At 69.8% G+C, this 18431-nt stretch carries 18 protein-coding genes; 5 read left to right on the top strand and 13 right to left on the bottom strand.

Annotation, left to right across the window (positions count from 1 at the left end; translation table 11 throughout):
- From BST10_RS21190 to clpS, 9 genes are all read right to left on the bottom strand, one after another.
- Window positions 1-917 (bottom strand): serine/threonine-protein kinase (locus BST10_RS21190; protein WP_083040527.1); only part of this gene is annotated, 917 nt, incomplete at its 3' end.
- Between the two features lie 3 nt (window positions 918-920).
- The gene (locus BST10_RS21185) at window positions 921-1529 is read right to left on the bottom strand and encodes a non-canonical purine NTP pyrophosphatase (RefSeq protein ID WP_205277380.1); all 609 of its coding nucleotides are present in this window, start codon (window positions 1527-1529) and stop codon (window positions 921-923) included.
- A 50-nt stretch (window positions 1530-1579) separates the two neighbouring features.
- Window positions 1580-2362, bottom strand: a complete 783-nt coding sequence (rph, locus tag BST10_RS21180) for a ribonuclease PH (protein WP_013828281.1) — start codon at window positions 2360-2362, stop codon at window positions 1580-1582.
- A gap of 43 nt (window positions 2363-2405) precedes the next feature.
- Entirely contained in the window at window positions 2406-3182 is a 777-nt protein-coding gene (locus BST10_RS21175; protein ID WP_013828280.1) for a cyclic nucleotide-degrading phosphodiesterase, read from the bottom strand.
- Window positions 3183-3261: 79 nt separating this feature from the next.
- Window positions 3262-4068 (bottom strand): glutamate racemase, encoded by an 807-nt coding sequence (murI, locus tag BST10_RS21170; RefSeq protein WP_013828279.1) that lies wholly within the window; start codon window positions 4066-4068, stop codon window positions 3262-3264.
- Window positions 4065-4718, bottom strand: a complete 654-nt coding sequence (locus tag BST10_RS21165; protein WP_041317494.1) for a rhomboid family intramembrane serine protease — start codon at window positions 4716-4718, stop codon at window positions 4065-4067. The genes murI and BST10_RS21165 overlap by 4 nt, the downstream gene beginning before the upstream one ends.
- 7 nt (window positions 4719-4725) lie before the next feature.
- Window positions 4726-5814 (bottom strand): P1 family peptidase, encoded by a 1089-nt coding sequence (locus BST10_RS21160; protein WP_083040523.1) that lies wholly within the window; start codon window positions 5812-5814, stop codon window positions 4726-4728.
- The gene (aosR, locus tag BST10_RS21155; RefSeq protein WP_083040522.1) at window positions 5811-6407 is read right to left on the bottom strand and encodes an oxidative stress transcriptional regulator AosR; all 597 of its coding nucleotides are present in this window, start codon (window positions 6405-6407) and stop codon (window positions 5811-5813) included. The genes BST10_RS21160 and aosR overlap by 4 nt, the downstream gene beginning before the upstream one ends.
- Before the next feature lie 31 nt (window positions 6408-6438).
- Window positions 6439-6753 carry an ATP-dependent Clp protease adapter ClpS gene (clpS, locus tag BST10_RS21150; RefSeq protein ID WP_041317491.1) on the bottom strand — a complete coding sequence of 105 codons (315 nt, stop codon included), beginning with the start codon at window positions 6751-6753 and terminating at the stop codon, window positions 6439-6441.
- Between the two features lie 55 nt (window positions 6754-6808).
- On the opposite strand from clpS, the gene BST10_RS21145 reads away from it, so the two are divergent.
- Entirely contained in the window at window positions 6809-8131 is a 1323-nt protein-coding gene (locus BST10_RS21145) for a nicotinate phosphoribosyltransferase (RefSeq protein WP_083040521.1), read from the top strand.
- Between the two features lies 1 nt (window position 8132).
- Here BST10_RS21145 and BST10_RS22780 read toward each other — a convergent pair whose 3' ends face one another.
- From BST10_RS22780 to BST10_RS21130, 3 genes are read right to left on the bottom strand one after another with little or no spacing between them, the layout of a single operon-like run.
- Window positions 8133-8510: a type II toxin-antitoxin system VapC family toxin gene (locus tag BST10_RS22780; RefSeq protein ID WP_109559606.1), complete on the bottom strand. Its 378-nt coding sequence runs from the start codon at window positions 8508-8510 to the stop codon at window positions 8133-8135.
- Window positions 8507-8749, bottom strand: a complete 243-nt coding sequence (locus tag BST10_RS21135; protein ID WP_083040519.1) for a hypothetical protein — start codon at window positions 8747-8749, stop codon at window positions 8507-8509. Before BST10_RS21135 ends, BST10_RS22780 begins: the two co-directional genes overlap by 4 nt.
- A gap of 46 nt (window positions 8750-8795) precedes the next feature.
- Entirely contained in the window at window positions 8796-9062 is a 267-nt protein-coding gene (locus tag BST10_RS21130; RefSeq protein WP_041317485.1) for a YdeI/OmpD-associated family protein, read from the bottom strand.
- Window positions 9063-9122: 60 nt separating this feature from the next.
- On the opposite strand from BST10_RS21130, the gene BST10_RS21125 reads away from it, so the two are divergent.
- Together BST10_RS21125 and BST10_RS21120 are read left to right on the top strand one after the other, a co-directional pair.
- On the top strand, window positions 9123-11159 hold the full coding sequence (locus BST10_RS21125; protein ID WP_083040518.1) for an ATP-dependent DNA helicase: 2037 nt from the start codon (window positions 9123-9125) through the stop codon (window positions 11157-11159).
- A 20-nt stretch (window positions 11160-11179) separates the two neighbouring features.
- Window positions 11180-12619, top strand: a complete 1440-nt coding sequence (locus tag BST10_RS21120; protein WP_083040516.1) for a neutral zinc metallopeptidase — start codon at window positions 11180-11182, stop codon at window positions 12617-12619.
- A 79-nt stretch (window positions 12620-12698) separates the two neighbouring features.
- Here the strand turns inward: BST10_RS21120 and glgP are convergent, their stop codons facing one another.
- The gene (glgP, locus tag BST10_RS21115) at window positions 12699-15278 is read right to left on the bottom strand and encodes an alpha-glucan family phosphorylase (RefSeq protein WP_083040515.1); all 2580 of its coding nucleotides are present in this window, start codon (window positions 15276-15278) and stop codon (window positions 12699-12701) included.
- Window positions 15279-15543: 265 nt separating this feature from the next.
- On the opposite strand from glgP, the gene BST10_RS21110 reads away from it, so the two are divergent.
- Together BST10_RS21110 and BST10_RS21105 are read left to right on the top strand one after the other, a co-directional pair.
- Window positions 15544-17589, top strand: a complete 2046-nt coding sequence (locus BST10_RS21110) for a maltotransferase domain-containing protein (RefSeq protein WP_083040514.1) — start codon at window positions 15544-15546, stop codon at window positions 17587-17589.
- Window positions 17590-17594: 5 nt separating this feature from the next.
- Window positions 17595-18431 (top strand): GlgB N-terminal domain-containing protein (locus BST10_RS21105; protein WP_423226890.1); only part of this gene is annotated, 837 nt, incomplete at its 3' end.

Genomic DNA, 18431 nt, shown 5'->3' with positions numbered 1-18431 from the left:
CCCGCCAGCACCGCAACCCCGCCCACCACCCACGGCCAGCGGCGCCGGCCGGTACCGGGCGTGGCCATCGCCGACTCACCGGCGTCGGCCTCGGCCAGCGCCCGGGCGAACGCGCGGCAGCCACCGAACCGCCCGGCCGGGTCCTTGGCCAGGCCGGTGGCCAGCACCGCGTCGAGGTGAGCCAGCTCCGGCCGGCGCTCGCTCAGCCGTGGCGGCACGGCGGTCAGGTGCCGGCTGATGACCGTCACCGGGTTGCCGTCACCGAACGGCGGTGCCCCGGTGAGCAGATGGAATGCGGTGGCCGCCAACGCATACTGATCGGCCCGACCGTCCAGATCGTCGCCCCGCAACTGCTCGGGTGCCGCGTAGGACACGGTGCCGACGGTGAAGTTGGTGGCAGTCAGCCCGCCGACGGTACCCAATTGCCGAACGATTCCGAAGTCCGCCAACAGAATCCGCTGGGATCCGCCTTCGGGATCGGCGATCAGGATGTTCGCCGGTTTGACGTCGCGATGCAGCAGCCCACGCTGGTGCGCATGATCCAGAGCCTCGGCGATCGCGCCGACGATCGGCAGGGCCTCATCTTCGGGCATCCCGTTGGGATACCGGTCGGCGACGAACCGCGCCGCGTCGGTCCCGGCCACGTAGTCCATGGCGATCCAAAGCTGGCCATCGAATTCACCGCGGTCATGGACGCCGACGATGTTGGGATGAAACAGCGTCGCCGCGAGGTCGGCCTCCAGTTGGAACCGCTGGCGGAATTCAGCGTCGGTGGTCAGGCCGGCGGGCAAGACCTTCAGCGCGTCGCGACGCGGCAGCCTCGGATGCCGGGCCAGGTACACCTCGCCCATCGCACCGGAGCCGAGCAGGCGTTCGATGCGGTAACCGGCGAACTCGGCGCCGAGCGCTAACGGCACGGTTCACCCCGCGAGCTGTCGCAGCGCCGGAAGCAGCAGCGCCAGCGCACGACCGCGGTGCGACTCGGCGTCTTTTTCCGCCGGGCTCAGTTGGGCCGCGGTGCGTACCGCGCCGGCGGGTACGAACACCGGGTCGTAGCCGAATCCGCCGTCGCCGCGGGGTTCCCGGGTGATGCTGCCCGGCCACTCCCCGCGCACCACCACCTCGTGGTCGGCTCCGCTACCCCAGACCAGCGCGCAGGCGGACACGAACGCCGCGCCGCGCCGTTCGTCGGGAACGTCGCGAAGTTGGTCCAGCAGCAGGGCGGTGTTGGCGCCGTCGTCGCCGTGACTGCCCGACCAGCGCGCCGACAGCACCCCCGGCATACCGTTGAGCGCATCCACGGTCAGGCCGGAATCATCTGCGACACAAGGCAACCCGGTCGCCATATAGCCATCGCGCGCCTTGGCCAGGGCATTGTCCTCGAAAGTCGCCCCGGTTTCGGGCGCCTCGTCGTACGGCGGCACCTCATCCAGCGAGACAGGACGCAGGCCGGAGACACCGGCGTGCTCGAGCACCCGATTGAGTTCGGCCAGTTTCTTGCGGTTACGACTGGCCACCAGCAGCTGCATCAATGGCGCCGCTCCTCCTCGTCGCTGACGCTCCGCATCGTCGCCGACGCTTAGTCAGAGCCGAACGCTTTCTTCGGTGCCGGGCCCTCCGGCAGCACCCCCGGGTAGGGCAACGCCAGCGCTTCGCGCTGCACCACGAACAGCTTCTCGCAGGCGCTCAGCGCCGCGTCGAGCATCTTGTCCAGCGTCGAGCGCGGGAACGTCGCCCCCTCACCGGTGCCCTGGATCTCCACCAGGGTTCCGGTGTCGGTGGCCACGACGTTCATGTCGACCTCCGCGCGGGAGTCCTCTTCGTAGGGCAGGTCCACGCGAACCCGGCCGTCGACCACACCGACACTGACCGCCGAGATCGCGCATGACAGCGGGCGGGGGTCGGACAGCTTGCCTGCGGCGGACAGGTAGGTGACCGCGTCGGCGAGCGCCACATAAGCGCCGGTGATCGCCGCGGTGCGGGTACCGCCGTCGGCCTGCAACACGTCACAGTCGAGTGCGATGGTGTTCTCCCCCAACGCCGCGAGGTCGATACAGGCGCGCAGCGAGCGCCCGACCAGCCGGCTGATCTCCTGGGTGCGTCCGCCCACCTTGCCCCGGACCGACTCGCGGTCGGAGCGGGTGTGCGTGGCCGCCGGCAGCATGGCGTATTCGGCGGTCAGCCAGCCGCGGCCGGAGCCCTTCCGCCAGCGCGGCACACCCTCGGTGACGCTGGCCGTGCACATGACTCGGGTGTCACCGAACTCGACCAGCACCGACCCGGCCGGGTTCGAGGTGAATCCGCGGGTGATGACGACCGGGCGCAGCTCGTCGTCGAGGCGACCGTCTTCTCGTTTGGACACGCCGCTAACCCTAATGGAGGGGTGTGTCAGCACCGGTGGTGCGTCACGACCGCCGGATGTCGAAACTCTCGTCGCAGACCACCGCGTGCACCGGCCCGTCGAACTCGGCTTTGGCCTCGCCGATCACGTCCTCGCGCGACGTCCACGGCGGGATATGGGTGAGCAGCAGTTGCCCCACCCCGGCCGCGGCAGCGATACGCCCGGCCTCGGTGCCCGACAGATGCAGGTTCGGGGGGCGGTTGGCCTCGTGGGTCCACGACGCCTCGCACAGGAACACATCGGCGCCGCGGGCCAGTTCGATCACCTGGTCGCAGTAGCCGGTGTCGCCGCTGTAGACCAGGATCGCGCCGGTGGCATCGGTGATCCGCATGCCGAACGACTCGGTCGGGTGAGACACCAGGTTGGGCTGCACGCTGAGGCTTCCGAACTCGACGGCTTCACCGTCGACCCAGGTGTGGACGTCGAAGATGTCGGTGATGTCGTCGATCTCGCCGCCGTACGGGGAAGATGCCGCGCCCATTCGCGACCAGGTGTCGCTGGGCCCGTATATAACGCCCTTGGGGAACGGCGTCGCCGCCACCGACGGGTGATAGCGGCGCCAGACGAACAGCCCCGGAAGGTCCAGGCAGTGGTCGGCGTGCAGATGCGACAACAGCACATACACCGAGCCGGGATCGACATGGCGCTGCAGCGCCCCCAGCACCCCGCCCCCGAAGTCGATGACCAGCGGTGGGGTCCCCGGAGCCTGCAACAGGTAGCCCGATGCCGGCGAATCCGGACCCACCACGCTGCCGGAGCAGCCGAGCACGGTCAGTCGCACGCTCCCTACTGTGCCATGTTCGCCGCGACCATGACCAAGACACCAGCGCTTTGCCCGCTATTCGTCGTCGAAATCACGGTCACGACCGGCTCAACGGGGCATGCCGCCGGACCGCGCCGACACCGGTGATCGCCGGCCCCAGGAAACGGGTGGCCAGTGCGGCGAACGCCTCCGGGTCACCGGTCGCCTCGAAGAGCCGGGTGGCCGGCGGGGTCCCGTGGGGACGCAGCAGATCGCGTTCGGTCAGCACCCGCAGCAACTCCTTGGCGGTCTCCTCGGCGCTGGACACCAGCGTCACCTGCTCGCCCATCGCCAGCTGGATCAACCCGGACAGCAGTGGGTAGTGGGTGCAACCCAGTACCAGGGTGTCGACCCCGGCGCGCTGCAGCGGCTCCAGGTACCCCTCGGCCAGCCCCAACACCTGCCGGCCGCTGGTGATACCGCGCTCGACGAAGTCCACGAAGCGCGGGCAGGCCACCCCGGTGATCTCGGTGTCGCGGGCGGCGGCGAACGCGTCCTGGTAGGCGTGGCTGGTGATGGTCGCCTGCGTTCCGATCACTCCGATGCGGCCATTGCGGGTGGTGGCCACCGCTCGGCGCACCGCCGGCAGGATCACCTCGACGACCGGCACGTCGTAGCGTTCCCGGGCATCGCGCAGGCATGCCGCCGACGCGGTGTTGCAGGCGATCACCAGTGCCTTGACGCCGCGCTCGACCAGATCGTCGCCGATGGCCAACGCGTGTGCGCGGACCTCGGGGATGGTCAGCGGCCCGTACGGGCCGTTGGCGGTGTCGCCGACGTAGACGATGTCCTCGTCGGGCAACTGGTCGATGATCGAGCGTGCGACGGTCAACCCGCCGACGCCGGAGTCGAAGATCCCGATCACGCCGATACCCCCCGCCGCCGTGCGCGGGCGTTGCGCTCGGGGCCCGAGAGCAGATAGGCGGCCAGCACCCCGGCGATCGCGCCGCACAGGTGTCCCTGCCAGGAGACACCGCCACAGACGTTCAGCACCGGGACCGCCCCCCAGAGGATCCCGCCGTAGAGCACCAGCACCACCAACCCGACCAGGATCTGCCAGATTCTGCGGGTGAACCACCCGAACACCACCAGGAAGGCCAACCAGCCGAAGATCAGGCCGGAGGCGCCGATGTGGTCGGTGGGCCCGCACGCCGACCCGACGTTGCCGATCAGCCAGGTGCCCAGCCCACCGACCAGCCACACGATCGCGGTGGCGAGGAGGAACCGGGTCTGTCCGGCCAACGTCATCAGGAAACCCAGCACCAGCGCGGGACCGGTGTTGGCCAGCAGATGTGCCCAGTTCGCGTGCAGCAACGGCGCGAACAACACCCCCCACAGCCCGTCGCTCTGCAACGGCCGGATGCCGTTGCGGTCCAGCCCGTGGCCACCGAGCTGATCGACCGCCTCGACGAGGTAGAGCAGGGCGACGAAGCCCACCACGCTGGCCCCACCGGTGCGCCAGAGCGGCTTCGTGTCGGAACGCGGCGCAGGCGAGGCGCCTGACCGGGAGCTCATGCCCGCATCACGACCTTCCCGTCGATCCGGCCGGCTTGCTACCGAACGCCCCCGGCAACGTGCCGCCATAGGTCGGTATTCCGGCCACCGGATCGGCGGCCAGCACTCCGGCCAGCACCGCGCGGGCCAAACAGTCCGCCGCGGCGGCACCCACCTCCGCGACCAAACCGGTCTCCGGAGACATCGCGGCCGGGGTGTCGGCCAGCTCAGGGACCTCGACGGCTCCGGTCGCCAGTGCGAAGACGGTGTCGCCGTCGACGGGGGTGTGGGAGGGCCGGATGGTGCGCGCCAGCCCGTCCTGAGCGGCGATCGCCATCCGCCGGCAACCGGCCGGGCTGAGCGCGGCGTCGGTGGCCACCACCGCGATGGTGGTGTTGAGCGAGCGGGATTTGGGTTCCAGTCCGGCGAGCACCGCCAGTTCCTCCGACGGCGGCGCGGTCAATCCGAATTCTTCGACGAGGTAGGCCGACCACGGCAGGCCGGTGGTGGCGTCGATGACCTCGCCGCTCGGGTTCACCACCACCAGTGCCCCCACCGTGACCGAGTGCTCGCCGTGCTCCCCGAGTTCCAGCGTGATCGACGCGGTGCCCACCCCGCCCTTGAACACCCCGGCCCGCGCGCCGACCCCGGCGCCGACGCAACCGGTCGCCGGCCGTGCCCCGTCGGGCCCGGCGGCAGCCGCCGCGGCCGCATAGCCGAACTCCGCGGTGGGCCGTCGGTCCCAGCCCCCGACCGGCAGGTCGAAGATGACCGCCGCCGGCACGATCGGGACTACGCCGCCGTCCAGCGCCACCCCGCGACCCTGCTCCTCGAGCCAGGTCATCACGCCGTCGGCGGACGCCAGCCCGTAGGCGCTCCCGCCGGAGAGCACCACCGCGTCCACCCAGCGCACGCTGTTGGCCGGATCCAGCAGATCGGTCTCCCGGCTTCCGGGCGCACCCCCCCGGCTGTCGACGGTACCGACCGTGCCGGGCGGCGCCAGCACGACGGTGACCCCGCTGGCCCAGCCGGATCCCAGCGTCGCGTCCGGGTCCAGCCGGTGGTGATGGCCCACCCGGATCCCGGCGACATCGGTGATCGAACCCGTATCCGTCATCGGCCCGGCCGCCCCATCAACGCGACCACCAGGTATTCCTGCAGCACGGTGAGCCACTGATAGACGTTGAGCTGACCGGCCCTCGGATCGCCGGGCGGTAGGCGATCCGGGCCGTTGGGACCAATCTTCAGCATGGTGCCCAGCGCCAGGCGGATGTCGTTGACGGCCGCGATCCAGGCATTGGCCTGTTCCTCGGTCAGTTCGAAACGACCGCCCCGTTCCGGCAGCGTGTCCAAGACCTGTTGGGCCGCCCCACGTTTCGCATCGATGATCTCCGGCTCGTGCAGGCTGCGCAGCGCCGCGTTGAGGCCTTCCGCGTCGAGCGCGGAGCCGTCGGCCGCGGCGCCGCCGCCGTCGGCACGGTAGAAGTCCGGCAGCAGCCGGCGCGTGGTGGCGTCCTCCGGCGGCTGGGTGTTACCCGTCTTCATCCCGGTAATCTGTTCGAGTTCGTCGGGCGGGGAGGCGGATTCACGGGCCTCGAGCATTCCGATGATCGAGCCGACGAGGTTGCGGAGCAGCGCGGCCTCGTGCAGTGCCAACGCGGAGCGGAAGCGGGGGCCGCCGTCGGTTTCAACCCGCTTCCACTTGTGCACGGTGAGGTTCGGTTCCCTTCGAGTTGACGTCTCAGCGGTCCTGCTGCATGGTCGCCCACAACCCGGCGGCATGCAGTTTGGACACGTCGACCTCCATCGACTCCCGACTTCCGGCAGACACCACCGCCTTGCCCTCATGGTGCACCTGCAGCATCAGTTTGGTCGCGTGCGGCTCGCTGTAACCGAACAGCTTCTGAAAGACGTAGGTCACATAGGTCATCAAGTTGACCGGGTCGTCCCAGACGATGGTCACCCAGGGCGAAGCGGTGTCCTCGACCGGGTCAGCATGCCGCTGGCCGGTGCCCTGCGGTTTCACCGGGGCGGACGTCGCTGCTGACGTGGCCATAACGCTCAGGATACCGAGCCGGGGTGGGGCCAAGTCCAGCCGATACGGTTGGCGGGTGACCACCTCGGCCCGCTGCGGCGGGCTGCTCACCGACAAGTACGAGCTGACCATGCTGGCCGCGGCGCTGCGCGACGGCACGGCCGGCCGGCGCACCGGCTTCGAGTTGTTCGCCCGCCGGCTCCCCGAGGGACGCCGTTACGGGGTGGTGGCCGGCACCGACCGGTTCCTTGGCGCCCTCACCTCGTTCGGCTTCGATGACGCCGACCTGGGACTGCTCTCGGAGTTCCTGGACCCGGACACGGTGAGCTACCTGCGTGATTTTCGCTTCCGCGGCGACGTCGACGGCTATGCCGAGGGCGAGTTGTACTTCGCCGGGTCGCCGGTGCTGAGCGTGCGCGCCAGCTTCGCCGAGTGCATCGTGCTGGAGACGCTGCTGCTGTCGATCTTCAACCACGACACCGCGGTGGCCTCGGCGGCCGCTCGGATGGTCAGCGCGGCCGACGGCCGGCCGCTGATCGAGATGGGCTCCCGCCGCACCCACGAGCAGGCCGCTGTCGCGGCGGCCCGGGCCGCCTACCTGGCGGGATTCGCCGGGACATCAAATCTCGAAGCGCACCGCAGCTTCGGTGTGCCGGTGCTGGGCACCAGCGCACACGCCTTCACCCTGCTGCACGCCGGCTCCGACGTTGCCGACGGCGACGGCGAATTGGCGGCATTTCGCGCCCAGGTCGCCGCGCTGGGTGTCGGCACCACGCTGCTGGTGGACACCTACGACGTCACCACCGGAGTGGCCAACGCCGTCGAGGCGGCCGGGCCGCGGCTGGGCGCGGTGCGTATCGACTCCGGTGAACTGGCGGTGTTGGCGCATCAGGTCCGTGAGCAACTGGACCGGCTGGGGGCCACTGCCACCAGGATCGTGGTCTCCGGCGACCTCGACGAATTCGCCATCGCGGCGCTGCGTGCGGCGCCGGTGGACAGTTACGGCGTCGGCACCGCGGTGGTGACCGGCTCGGGAGCGCCGGCGGCCGGCTTCGTCTACAAGCTGGTCGAGGTCGACGGGGTCGCGGTGCACAAGCGCAGCGCGGACAAGACGTCGGCGGGTGGGTGCAAGCAGGCACTGCGGACTTTCCGGCCGAGCGGCACCCTCGTCGAGGAGGTGGTCCATCCCGCCGGCCGCCCGCCCGAGGTGAGCGGGCCGCACCGGCTGGTGACCGTTCCGCTGGTCCGCGGCGGCGACGTGGTGACCGATACCGGGCCGGCGGCACTGGCCGCGGCGCGCGACCGCGTCGCCTCCGGGCTGCTCAGCCTGCCGTGGGAGGGACTGAAGCTGGCGCGCGGCGAGCCGGCGGTCTCCACCCGGCTCATTTCATCGCGATGAACTACAGCAGATCGACGCGACACCGCGGACCGGGGGCGTTGGCCAGCCGGGCGTCGGTGGTGAGCAGTGCTGTGGCATCAACCAATTCGGCAAGCGCCACATAGGTGGCGTCGTAGGCGCTGAGGTTGTCTCGCAGCTCCCATATCCTCGGCCGCAGCCAATCGGCCGGGAACCTGGTCAGCGTCAGCCGCAGGAAGCCGTCCATAGCGAGGTCGCCTTGTTTCGCGCCGAGGACATCACGCCGGACAAGTCCACGGAGCACCTGGGTGACTTCGCTGTCGACCAGGTGCGGAGCCGCCAGTTCTTCGTGCCCGAGCCGCTGAGGATCAAGTCCGCCGACGAGCAGTTCAACGACTACTCCGGCGTCCACGATCTTCACTCACCGCGCCCCTCGTGCAGCACTGACAAGATCGTGTCGCGGTCGGCCCGGCCTTCAACGGCACGCTGCGTACGACGAATGACCGCTGCGTTGTGCCGCACCACCTGAGCACGCTTTGCAAGGTGCTCCAATTCGCGCTGGAGGTACCTGGTCAGCGAAAGTCCCTGCGCATCAGCGGCCTCGACCAGTGCAGCGTGGACCTCATCGGGAACGTCCCGGATGTGCATGACCTTCGACATATCTCGCGATCATACCGGCCATTGGGTGCATTCTGCACCCACCCGATCAGCTTCCTGTTCGCTCCCGGTGCTTGCACCCGGGCCAGCAGCACGGCCGCCGCTTACCTTCCTCCAGCTCCTCACGGGTCCGGCGGATTCGGCGCTCCCGGGTGGCCTGCTGCTTGGCGTCTTCGACCCAGCAGATGAACTCGTTGCGCGCCAATGGCGTAATGCTCTCCCAGGCCGCCAACGCCGTCGAACTGACGAGCAGACCGTCGCGCAGGTCCGCGGGTAGCTCGTGCACCGCCCCGCCGGGCAATCGCTGACTTGTCATCGCCTCAGGATACGGGGACGGACACGATAAATCGGGGACGCGGGCTACCGTGTGCACACCATGGCTGACGCGTCCGTACCCGAGCTGCTCGCCACCGCGGTAGCCGCCCTGGGCGGTAGCCAACGCGACGGCCAGGTGCGCATGGCCGAGGCGGTGGCGCACGCCTTCGACACCGGCGAACACCTGGCGGTGCAGGCCGGCACCGGCACCGGCAAATCACTGGCCTATCTGGTTCCGGCGATCGCGCGGGCGGTGGCCGACGATCACCCGGTGGTGGTGTCCACCGCGACCATCGCGCTGCAGCGCCAGCTCGTCGACCGCGACCTGCCGCGGCTGGCCGACGCGCTGGAAGACGTACTGCCCCGGCGGCCCACCTTCGCATTGCTCAAAGGCCGTCGAAATTACCTGTGCCTGAACAAAATCCATAGCGGAACTGGTGACGACTCAGGCGAAGCGCCGCAGGAGGAGCTGTTTGAGCCATTCGCCGCCAGCGCCCTGGGCCGGGACGTACAGCGGCTCACCGCCTGGGCGGACGACACCGCGACGGGGGATCGGGACGACCTCAAACCCGGTGTGCCGGAGCGATCCTGGGCTCAGGTCAGCGTGTCGGCACGGGAGTGCCTGGGTGCCACCCGCTGCCAGTTCGGCACCGACTGCTTCGCCGAGCAGGCCCGTGCCGTCGCCGGCGAGGCCGATATCGTCGTCACCAACCACGCGCTGTTGGCCATCGACGCCATCTCGGATACCACCGTGCTGCCCGAGCACGAGCTGTTGGTGGTCGACGAGGCGCACGAACTGGTGGACCGGGTGACATCGGTGGCCACCGCCGAGTTGACCGCCGCAGCACTGAGTGTCGCGGTGCGCCGCGTCACCCGGCTGGTCTCCCCCGGACTCGTCCAGCGCCTTGATGCCGCGTCGCTGACGTTCGGCTCGGCGATTCACGACGGCACGCCCGGCCGGATGGATTACCTCGACGACGAGCTGGCGACGTATCTGGCGGCGCTGCGGGATGCTGCCGGCGCGGTCCGCTCGGCCATCGACACCGCACCGTCTGATCCCAGAGCCGCGACCGCACGCAAGGAGGCCGTGGCCGCCCTCGCCGAGATCGCCGACACCGCCGCGCGGGTCCTGACCTCGTTCGAACCGGCCATCCCCGCACGCACCGACGTGGTGTGGCTCAGCCACGAGGACAACCGGGGCTCGGTGCGGCCGGTGCTGCGGGTGGCGCCGCTGTCGGTGGCCGGCCTGCTACACGATCGGCTGTTCGCGCGGACGACGACGGTGCTGACCTCGGCGACTTTGACCGTCGGTGGCAGCTTCGACGCGATGGCCGGCGCCTGGGGCCTGACCGGCGGCTCGGTGCCCGGCGGTTCAGCGAGGCTCGACGAAGGAGAGCCGAAGCTGGGACCGCCGCATGGACCCGACAACGGTTGGCGGGGGCTGGATGTCGGTTCGCCGTTTCAGCATGCCAAGGCCGGCATCCTCTATGTGGCAGCGCACTTGCCACCGCCCGGGCGTGACGGCACCGGCACGGACGCGCAGCTCGACGAGATCGCCGAGCTGATCGCCGCCGCCGGTGGACGCACCCTGGGGCTGTTCTCCTCGATGCGGGCGGCGCGCGCCGCGGCCGAGGCGATGCGGGAGCGGTTGGACACCCCGCTGCTGTGTCAGGGCGAGGACACCACCGGCGCCCTGGTCGAGCAGTTCGCCGCCGACGCCGACACGTCGTTGTTCGGCACGCTGTCGCTGTGGCAGGGCGTCGACGTCCCGGGACCGTCGCTGTCGCTGGTGCTCATCGACCGCATCCCGTTCCCGCGGCCCGACGACCCGCTGTTGACCGCCCGGCAGCGCGCGGTCAGCGCCCGCGGCGGCAACGGTTTCATGGCGGTCGCCGCCAGTCACGCCGCGCTGCTGTTGGCCCAGGGCGCGGGCCGGTTGCTGCGCGGCGTCGACGACCGGGGCGTGGTGGCGGTACTGGACTCGCGGATGGCGACCGCCCGCTACGCCGGTTATCTTCGGGCGTCGCTGCCACCGTTCTGGGCGACGACCGACACCGACAAGGTCCGTCTGGCGCTACGGCGGCTCCGCGGCGGTTGAGCGCACTATCGTGATGTCCCATGCGCCGCCGCCACCGTGCTCTCGCCACCGCCTGCACTCTGGTGCTGCTGTTGAGCGGGTGCGCCCGGATGCTGGAGGGAACACCGGTGTCGATCTTCGCCGACCCGTTCCGGGTGGGCGGCCTGCAAGCGGTGGACGGGCCCACCGGGTTGCGTCCCGACGCCCCGCCGCCGAGCCGCGAGGTCGAGGGCACCGACGGCGGGCGGATCGACCAGCTCGCCGCCCAGTCCGTCAGTGACCTCGAGGCGTTCTGGACGACCAGTTTCCCCAACACCTTTGACGGCGACTTCGAACCGGTGCGAGCGCTGCTCTCCTGGGATCCCGGCCAGCTCCGTGGAACATTCTGCAAGAGCAGGACTTTCCTGCTGATCAACGCGGCCTACTGCTATCTGGACGACACCATCGGCTGGGACCGCCGGCTGCTGTTGCCGGCGCTGCGCAGCATCTACGGCGACATGGCGATCACCATGGTGCTCGCCCACGAGTACGGGCACGCGATCGCCCGCGCCGCCGGGATCACCAAGCGGCGCCAGACCCCGACGCTGGTGGCCGAACAACAGGCCGACTGCCTGGCGGGGGTCTACCTGCGCTGGGTGGCCCACGGCGACTCACCGCGCTTCACGCTGAGCACCGGCGACGGATTGAACGCGGTGTTGGCCGCGATGCTGGCGCTGCGCGATCCGCTGCTCAATCCCGGCGAGACCGTCGGCGACAACGAGCACGGCTCGGCGTTCGAACGGATCTCGGCGTTCCAGTTCGGGTTCACCGACGGCGCCGGATCGTGCAAGGCCATCGACGCCCAGGAGATCGAGCAGCGGCGCGGCGAACTCCCGGTCCAGCTGCAGCAGAACGAGACCGGCGAGGTGCCGGTCAGCGAGGATTCGGTGCGGGTCATCGTCGACGCCATGAACATCGCGTTCGAGCCGGACAAGCCCCCGCAGCTCACGTTCGACGCGGCCGCCGCCTCGTCGTGCACCGACGCCCGGCCCAGCCCCCCGGCGTCGTACTGCCCCGCGACCAACACCATCGCGGTCGATCTGCCGGCCCTGCAGGCGATGGGCACCCCCAGCAAGGACGAGAAGCTGGCGACGCTGTCCGGCGACAACACCGCCTATTCGGTACTGGTGTCGCGCTACCTGCAGGCGGTGCAGATCGAGCACGGCGGGCTGGTGCTCGACAACGCCGCTGCCGCACTGCGCACCGCATGCCTGACCGGGGTGGCCACCACCCGGCTGTCGCAGGGGGTCACCACCTCCAATGGCAGCACCATCACGTTGACCGCGGGCGACCTGGACGAGGCGGTCGCCGGGCTGCTCACCAACGGCCTGGCCGCCGGCGACATCAACGGTGAATCGGTGCCGGCGGGCTTCTCCCGCATCGACGCCTACCGCACCGGGGTGCTCGGCGACTTCGACCGCTGCCTGCAGCGCTTCCCCTGACGCCCAACCGAGCCCCGGCGAGCAGACGCGAAAGCCCCCAAAAAGCCGCGTTTCTGGGGGCTTTCGCGTCTGCTCGCGGCTAGGTGGCCAGCGTGACCAGTCCCAGCTCGGCGTCGCCGGACAGCAGCGGGTGACTCGGCAACACCCGCACCGTGTAGCCCACCGCCCCGGCGACCGGTAGCGCGGTGGTCGTCGAGAACACTTCGGTTCCGTCGGCGCCGGTGCGCTCATGTGCCATCACCACGGTGGCCGGATCCAGCAGGGTGTCAACGGAATCCAGCCGGCCCAGCACCGCCTGCACCGTCACCTCGTCGGGCGCCAGGCCGGCCAACCGGACCGTGGCGGTCAGCGTCAGCTCCGACCCCAGTTGCGGGGTGTCGGGCAGGCCGGTGCTGTCGACGTCGGTGATCTCGATGCGCGGCCAGGCGCGCTCCGCCCGGGTCCGATAGTCGGCCAGCTGCCGAGCCGCACCGTAGGGCACCCCGTCCACCGGCTCCCGGGTACGCCGCAGCGACTGCGCCGCCGGGGCGTAGCACTGCTCGACGTAGTCGCGCACCATCCGCGAAGCAAGCACCTTCGGCCCCAACGTCTGCAGCGTGTGGTGCACCATCTCGATCCAGCGCGGCGGCACGCCACGGTCGTCGCGGTCGTAGAACTTCGGGACGACCGACTGCGCCAGCAGGTCATAGAGCGCCGCGGCTTCCAGGTCGTCGCGGCGGTTCTCATCGGCCACCCCGTCGGCGGTGGGTATCGCCCAGCCGTTCTCCCCGTCGAACCACTCGTCCCACCAGCCGTCGCGGATGGACAGGTTCAGCCCGCCGTTGAGCGCACTCTTCATCCCCGATGTGCCGCACGCCTCCAGCGGACGCAACGGATTGTTCAGCCACACATCGCATCCGGCGTAGAGCCGCCGTGCCATCGACATGTCGTAATCGGGCAGGAACGCAATGCGATGACGCACCTCCGGTCGGTCAGCGAACCGCACCACCTGCTGGATCAGCGCCTTGCCGCCGTCGTCGGCCGGATGTGACTTGCCGGCGACGATCAGCTGAACCGGCCGCTGCTCGTCGAGCAGCAGTTGCTCCAGCCGGTCGGGGTCGCGCAGCATCAACGTCAACCGCTTGTAGGTGGGCACTCGGCGGGCGAAGCCGATGGTCAGCACCTCGGGGTCGAACGCCGTTGCGATCCAGCCCAACTCGGCTTCGGAAGCACCCCGGTCCAGCCCGGACCTCAATAACCGGAATCGGACCTCGTCGACCAGCACCGACCGCAGCTGAGATCGGATCGACCACAGCGCAACGGGATCGACCTGCTGCAGCCGCTCCCAAGCCGCGGGCTCGCTGAACGAATCCGCCGCCGCCAGGTCCCGGCCCAGCTGCAGCCACGGTGCCGCCGCCCAACTGGGCGCGTGCACACCGTTGGTGATCGAGCCGATCGGCACGTCGTCGCGGTCGAAGCCCGGCCACAACCCGTTGAACATGGCACGGCTGACCCTGCCGTGCAGCCGCGACACCCCGTTGGCCCGCTGGGCCAACCGCAGCCCCATGTGGGCCATGTTGAAAGTGTCGGGGTCGGGTTCAGCGCCCAGTTCGAGGATCCGCTCGACGGGCACTCCGCCGGCCAAGGCGTCGCCGTCGAAGTAGCGGCGCACCATATCGATGCCAAACCGGTCGATGCCGGCCGGGACCGGGGTGTGGGTGGTGAACACCGTGGCTGACCGCACCACCGCCAGCGCGGTGTCGAATTCCAGGTGCTGCTCGGCGATGAGCTCGCGGATGCGTTCGATCCCGAGGAACCCGGCGTGGCCCTCGTTCATGTGAAACACCTCGGGGGCGGGGGTGCCGCTGAGCTCGGTGAACGCCCTGATCGCCCGCACCCCGCCGATCCCGGCCAAGATCTCCTGGCGGATCCGGTGCTCCTGGTCGCCGCCGTACAGCCGGTCGGTGACGCCGCGCAGCTGATGCTCGTTCTCACCGATGTCAGAATCCAGCAGCAGCAGCGGCACCCGCCCGACCTGCGCCACCCAGATCCGGGCGCGCAGCCGGCCCGCGCCGGGCAGTGCCACCTCGATCAGCGCCGGGTTGCCGGCGGCATCGGCCAGCAGCCGCAACGGCAGCCCCTGCGGGTCCAGCGACGGATAGGTCTCCCGCTGCCAGCCGTCGGCGGTCAGCGATTGACGGAAGTATCCCGACCGGTAGTACAGCCCGACCGCGATCAGCGGCACACCCAGGTCCGATGCCGACTTCAGGTGGTCGCCGGCCAGAATCCCCAGCCCTCCGGAGTAGTTGGGCAGCGCCTCGGCGACGCCGAACTCCATCGAGAAGTAGGCGATCGCGGCTGGCAGCGCCGCGCCGGCGTCCTGCTGCTGCTGGTACCACCTGGGCTGGGTCAGATATTCGTCGAGATCGGCCGACAGGGTGTCGAGCCGGCCGGTGAACGCCTCATCGGCGGCCAGTTCGTCAAGCCGTGCCGGACTCACCGCACCCAGCAGCGCGACCGGATCCCGCCCGCATCCGGCCCACAGCTCAGGGTCGATGGAGGCGAACAACTCCTGCGTCGGCTGATCCCATGACCAGCGCAAGTTCATCGACAGTTGCTCGAGTGCCCGCAGCCGGTCGGGGAGGTGCGCACGAACGGTGAACCGGCGGAGTGCTTTCACACGTCCTCACCTTACCGGCGGTTCAGCGAGGCTCGCCGGAGTTGGCCCGAAGGGTCGGCGGAGGCGAGACGAAGCTGGGACCGCCGCACAGGCACCGCGGTTCAGCGAGGCTCGCCGGAGTTGGCCCGAAGGGTCGGCGGAGGCGAGGCAGTTGGGATCGCCGAACAGACGTGGCGATTCGGTTGCGAACCGGCCGCTTCATGCCGGTCGAGATCCCCCGCCCATTACCGTGGGCGTCAAGAGCCCCGCGGCGAACGGAGTGTGAGTGCCTGGTCGTGTCGAGATCGACGACGTCGAACCGGTCATCTCGTGCGGTCGCTACCCGGCCAAGGCCGTGGTCGGCGAGACGGTGCCGGTCAAGGCCACCGTGTGGCGCGAAGGCCACGACGCGGTCGCCGCGACCCTGGTGGTGAGTTATCTCGGGCGCCGCTACCCGCATCCCGGGGAGTCGCCGGGCGCACCGCCGGTTGCCGGCGCCGCACCGCTGCACATCCCGATGCACACCGGGTTCGACGACTACGTGTTCCACGCCGCCTTCACGCCTGATTCGGTCGGGTTGTGGGCCTTCCGCGTCGAGGGTTGGGGTGATCCGCTGCAGAGCTGGCGAAACGCCGTGACCGCCAAGCTCGAGGCGGGCCAGGGCGAGACCGAGTTGTCCAACGACCTGTTGGTCGGCGCCGACTTGTTCGACCGCGCTGCGGCCGGGATACCGCCCGCCCAGCGCCGGCCGGTGCAGGAAGCGGCCGCCGCCCTGCGCGCCCCCGGTGACCCGGTGGCCCGGGCCGCGCCCGCCCTCTCGACAGAGGTGGAGGAACTGCTGGCCGGCCACCCGTTGCGCGAGCTGGTCACCCGCGGCGAGAACCACCAGGTGTGGGTGGATCGGCCGCTGGCCCGCCGCGGCGCCTGGTATGAGATGTTCCCGCGCTCGACCGGCGGCTGGGATACCGACGGCAACCCGGTGCACGGCACCTTCGCCACCGCGGCAGCAGCGCTCCCGCGCATCGCCGCGATGGGCTTCGATGTGGTGTATCTGCCGCCCATCCACCCCATCGGGCACGTACATCGCAAGGGCCGCAACAACTCCACGACCGCCGAGCCCGGTGACGTCGGTTCGCCGTGGGCGATCGGCAGCGCCGAGGGCGGCCACGACGCGGTTCACCCGGCGCTCGGCACCATCGACGATTTCGACGACTTCGTGGCGGCCGCCCATCGCCTGGACCTGGAGGTCGCGTTGGACCTGGCGCTGCAGTGCGCACCGGATCACCCCTGGGCCAGTCAGCACCGGGAGTGGTTCACCGAACTGCCTGACGGCACGATCGCCTATGCCGAGAATCCGCCGAAGAAGTATCAGGACATCTACCCGCTGAACTTCGACAACGATCCGGCCGGACTGTACGCCGAGGTGCTACGCGTGGTCCGGTTCTGGATGGTCCACGGGGTGAAGGTCTTTCGGGTTGACAATCCCCACACCAAGCCGCCGGACTTCTGGATCTGGCTGATCGCCGCGGTGAAGAACATCGATCCTGACGTGTTGTTCTTGTCCGAAGCCTTCACCCCGCCGGCACGCCAGTACGGCCTGGCCAAACTCGGCTTCACCCAGTCCTACACCTACTTCACCTGGCGGACATCGAAATCCGAGCTGACCGAATTCGGGCAACAGATCGCCGAGCTCGCCGACTACCGGCGGCCGAACCTGTTCGTCAACACCCCCGACATCCTGCACGCCAGCCTGCAGCACAACGGTCCGGGTATGTTCGCGATCCGCGCGGTGCTGGCGGCGACGCTGGGCCCGACGTGGGGGGTGTACTCCGGCTTCGAATTGTTCGAGGACCGTGCGTTGCGTGAGGGCAGCGAAGAGTACCTTGACTCGGAGAAGTACCAGCTGCGTCCGCGCGACTTCGCCGCCGCCGTAGCCGAGGGCAGGTCTTTGGAACCGTTCATAGCCCGGCTCAACGAGATCCGCCGGATGCATCCGGCGCTGAGCCAGCTGCGTACCGTGCACTTCCACTCGGTCGACAACGATGCGTTGCTGGCCTACAGCAAGTTCGATCCGGACAGCGGCGACACCGTGCTGGTGGTGGTCAACCTCAACCCGTTCGTCCCCGAGCACGCAACGCTGCGACTGGACATGTGGGCGCTGGGAATGGAGGACTACCAACGATTCTGGGTGCGAGACCAGATCAGCGGCGAGGACTACCACTGGGGCCGGGAGAACTGGGTGCGGCTCGACCCGGCACGGGCGGTGGCCCACATCGTCAACATGCCACCGATCAACGCGCAGGCGCGCACCGCCCTGCTGCGTCGCAGGTGAGTTCGATGGCCCGACAGTTGGCGCCCGCCGCGGCGGACCTGACCCGGCTCCTGGCCGGGGAACACCATGATCCGCACGCGATCCTGGGCGCCCACGAGTGCGGCGAGGTCACGGTGGTCCGGGTGTTGCGGCCCCGCGCGCGCCGCGCGGTGGTGGTGGTCGGCACCGACCGATTCCCGATGCGGCATCTCGGCTCCGGGCTGTTCGCGGTCGCGCTGCCGTTGACCGGGCTGGCCGACTATCGACTCGAGCTGCACTACCCCGACGCGGCGGCGTTCGCGGAACCGACCGGGATTCACACGGTCGCCGACGGTTACCGGTTCGCGCCGACGCTGGGCGAGGTTGACCTGCACCTGTTCGCCGAGGGAAGACACGAACGGCTGTGGGACGTGCTGGGTGCCCATCGCCGCACATTCACCACGGCCGGCGGTGACGTGTCCGGGGTGTCGTTCGCGGTGTGGGCGCCCAACGCCACCGGAGTCGGCCTGATCGGTGACTTCAACGGCTGGGACAGCAACGACGCCCCGCTGCGCGCGTTGGGTTCCTCCGGGGTCTGGGAGGTGTTCTGGCCCGACTTTCCGCCCGATGGTCTCTACAAGTTCCGTATCCACGGCGCCGACGGCAGCGTCAGCGATCGTGCCGACCCGTTCGCCTTCGCTACCGAGGTGCCGCCGCGAACCGCGTCGCGGGTGACACACAGCGACTACCGCTGGGGTGACGCCGACTGGATGACGCAGCGCGCCGGCCGAGACCCGGTGGCGGAGCCGATGAGCATCTACGAGGTGCACCTCGGGTCGTGGCGTCCCGGTCTGAGTTATCGCCAGCTCGCGGTGGAGCTGACC

The organism is Mycolicibacter algericus DSM 45454 (genome assembly GCF_002086455.1).
In the GTDB taxonomy this organism is placed as follows: Bacteria; Actinomycetota; Actinomycetes; order Mycobacteriales; family Mycobacteriaceae; genus Mycobacterium; species Mycobacterium algericum.
This window is presented reverse-complemented; position numbering and strand designations above follow the sequence as displayed.